3 protein-coding genes are annotated in these 3427 nt (G+C 45.8%); all 3 read right to left on the bottom strand.

Annotated features, from left to right (window positions below; all coding sequences use genetic code 11):
• Positions 1 to 776 (bottom strand): dGTP triphosphohydrolase (gene dgt, locus AB7E53_RS02075; protein ID WP_446773884.1); only part of this gene is annotated, 776 nt, incomplete at its 3' end.
• 135 nt (positions 777 to 911) lie between these two features.
• Complete coding sequence (locus AB7E53_RS02080) at positions 912 to 2105, bottom strand: pyridoxal phosphate-dependent aminotransferase (RefSeq protein WP_079684404.1); 1194 nt, start codon at positions 2103 to 2105, stop codon at positions 912 to 914.
• 81 nt (positions 2106 to 2186) lie between these two features.
• Positions 2187 to 3404 (bottom strand): bifunctional 3,4-dihydroxy-2-butanone-4-phosphate synthase/GTP cyclohydrolase II, encoded by a 1218-nt coding sequence (locus tag AB7E53_RS02085; RefSeq protein WP_446771523.1) that lies wholly within the window; start codon positions 3402 to 3404, stop codon positions 2187 to 2189.
• Positions 3405 to 3427: the final 23 nt, after the last annotated feature.

Here is a 3427-nt window from a genome sequence, read left to right on the forward strand (position 1 = left end):
AGTCTCAGCTTGAAGGCATCTTCGATATCCATAATCTGGTAGCAGATATCATCGGCCGCTTCAACCAGATACACAAGCGGGTAACGTACGTACCTGGATGGGTTTTCCTGCAGGGTATGAATGCCCAGTTCGTTGGCGATTTGGTTATAGGTTTCTTCTTCCGACTGAAAGTAACCGAATTTACCCTTTGTTCCGGACAATTCCGACGAATAGGGATATTTTACAATGGAGGCAAGCGTGCTGTAGGTCATCGCAAACCCGCCTTTTCTGCGTCCGATAAACTGGTTGGTAAGCAACCTGATGGCATTGGCATTGCCCTCGAAATGGATAAAGTCTTCCCATCGGCCACCCTCGTCGCGTACCTTCATTTCAAGATTTTTCCCGTTTCCTTCCATAAAGTAGGAGGAGATAGCTCTTTCCCCCGAATGCCCGAAGGGAGGATTACCCATGTCGTGCGCCAGGCAGGCGGCCGCCACAATAGATCCTATTTCGAAAAAGGAGGCGCTCTGTTCGGGATACTTGTTCATCAAGCCGCGGGCAACGTTGTTTCCCATGGATCTGCCAACACAGGAAACCTCCAGACTGTGGGTAAGGCGGTTGTGTACAAATATATTGCCCGGCAGCGGAAATACCTGCGTCTTATTCTGTAACCGGCGGAATGGGGCCGAAAATATCAGCCGGTCGTAATCCCTCTGAAAGTCCGTTCTATCGTGCTTCCTGTCGTGGTATTCTTCCATTCCGAAACGTTTGTCGGACAATAATTGGTTCCAGTTCATTTGATTTGAATTTATCGGATCATCTTTCTACAAAGATATAAAATAAAGATATATAATAATGTAGAGACACAAAAACAAAGCCCGGATCAACTATTATGAAGATCCGGGCTTTACTATATGTTAACGGTTGTCTGCTTATTTCAATGCAGCCAATGCGTTTTTGATACGTTTGATTGCTTCAACCAGATTTTCGTCTGATGTGGCATACGAGAAACGAATACACTCGGGAGCTCCGAAAGCAGCTCCGCCAACCGTAGCAACGTGTCCTTCTTCCAAGAGATACATGGCCAGGTCGCCTGCATCCTGAATAACGCGATCGCCGGCTTTTTTACCATAATATGAACTCACTTCGGGGAACAGATAGAATGCGCCCTGGGGATTGTTTATTTTGATACCCGGTATATCCTTGCACAATTTTACAACCAGGTCGCGACGGCGCAGGAATGCATTACGCATTTCGGCTACACACGACTGATCTCCCGAGAATGCAACTTCGGCAGCTTTTTGAGCTACGGAGCAAGGTCCTGATGTATACTGGCCCTGCAGCTTGTTACAAGCCTTGGCAATCCACAGAGGAGCGGCTATAAAGCCAATACGCCATCCGGTCATCGCATAAGCCTTGGATACCCCGTTGATAACCACCACGCGGTCTCTGATCGATTCGAACTGAGCAATACTTTCGTGTGCTCCAACATAGTTGATATGTTCGTAAATTTCGTCGGACAATACGATGATATTAGGATACTTTGCCAATACTTCGGCCAATCCTGCCAGCTCTTCCTTGCTGTAAACACTTCCGGTTGGATTGGAAGGAGAGCAAAGGATGATCGCTTTCGATTTAGGCGTAATGGCTGCTTCAAGCTGAGCTGGTGTAATCTTAAAGTCCTGTTCGATTCCGGCGGAGATAACCACGTTGGTACCTTCGGCCAGTTTAACCATCTCAACGTAGCTTACCCAATAAGGGGCAGGTACGATAACTTCGTCGCCCGGGCCGATAATACTTAGTAATACGTTGCAAACAGATTGCTTGGCACCACCTGATACAATGATCTGGTCTGTTGTATAGGTCAGACCGTTCTCGTTTTTCAACTTAGCAACGATAGCCTTACGCAGATCAAGATAACCGGGAACAGGAGAGTAGAACGAGTAATTATCGTCTACGGCTTTTTTTGCTGCTTCCTTAATGTGATCGGGTGTAAAGAAGTCTGGCTCACCTACACTAAGGTTGATTACATCGATTCCTTGTGCCTTAAGTTCGTTACTCTTTTGAGACATCGCCAATGTTTCCGATGGCGATAAACTTGCTAAACGATCTGAAACTTGTGTCATATCACTTCTATTTGTATTGAATGTTTTGTTATATCGTGACAAAAATAGATAATAGTATCGGCTTTTGCAACTAATTGACAATTATTTGATGTTATGTAGCACGTGTCCCATACGCTCTTTCTTTGTTTTCATATAGAAAGCGTTGTATTCGTTGGGCGTAATCTCCATGGGAATATTCTCAACGATCTGCAGACCATAGGCTTCCAGACCGATTCTTTTAACCGGGTTGTTGGTTATCAGACGCATTTTAGTTACACCGATGGAGCGTAATATCTGTGCACCCACGCCATAGTCGCGTTCGTCGGGCTTGTGACCTAAATGTACGTTTGCATCTACTGTATCGAGGCCTTTTTCCTGCAACTTATAGGCTTTGATCTTTTCCATCAGTCCGATACCGCGACCTTCCTGATTCAAATAGACTATAACACCTTTACCCTCTTTTTCGATAAGCTGCATCGATTTGTGAAGCTGTTCGCCGCATTCGCAACGCATGGATCCGAAGATATCTCCTGTGGCACAAGAAGAGTGAACCCGTACAAGGATTGGCTCATCCTTGGTGAATTCGCCTTTTATCAATGCGATGTGTTCTTGTCCGTTGCTTTTCTGACGGAAAGGAATCAGACGGAAATGTCCGAATTGGGTTGGCATATCCACCTCTTCACCTTTGTCAACAATAGATTCGGTTTTAAGACGGTATGCGATAAGGTCTTTTATGCAGATAATTTTGATATCGAATTTCTTGGCAACCTCCATCAGTTCGGGAAGACGCGACATGGTGCCGTCTTCGTTAATGATTTCGATCAGTGCTCCTGCAGGATACAAACCGGCAAGGCGAGCCAGGTCTACGGCAGCTTCGGTATGTCCGGAACGGCGCAATACACCACGCGAACGTGCCCGCAAGGGATTGATATGTCCGGGTCTGCCAAGATCGGATGGTTTGGTGTTGGGGTCGGCCAGAGCCAGGATGGTCTGTGCCCGATCATACATGGAAACGCCGGTTGTACAGCCGCCTCCTAACTTATCCACTGTAACCGTAAAAGGGGTTTCAAGGATGGATGTGTTATTGGATACTTGCATCTCAAGATCTAATTCACGGCATCTTTCTTCAGTAATGGGTGCACACAATACCCCTCTACCGTAAGTAAGCATGAAGTTTACCTTTTCGGGGGTAATTTTTTCTGCAGCTACAATAAAGTCGCCTTCGTTTTCGCGATCTTCATCGTCTACAACAATTAAAAACTTTCCGTCGCGGAAATCTTCTATCGCTTCTTCGATGGTGTTTAATTTAATCTCGCTCATATTTATTTTGCTTGAATGTTTTC

Origin of the sequence: Macellibacteroides sp., assembly GCF_050251695.1 — a bacterium.
Taxonomy (GTDB): Bacteria; Bacteroidota; Bacteroidia; order Bacteroidales; family Tannerellaceae; genus Macellibacteroides; species Macellibacteroides fermentans.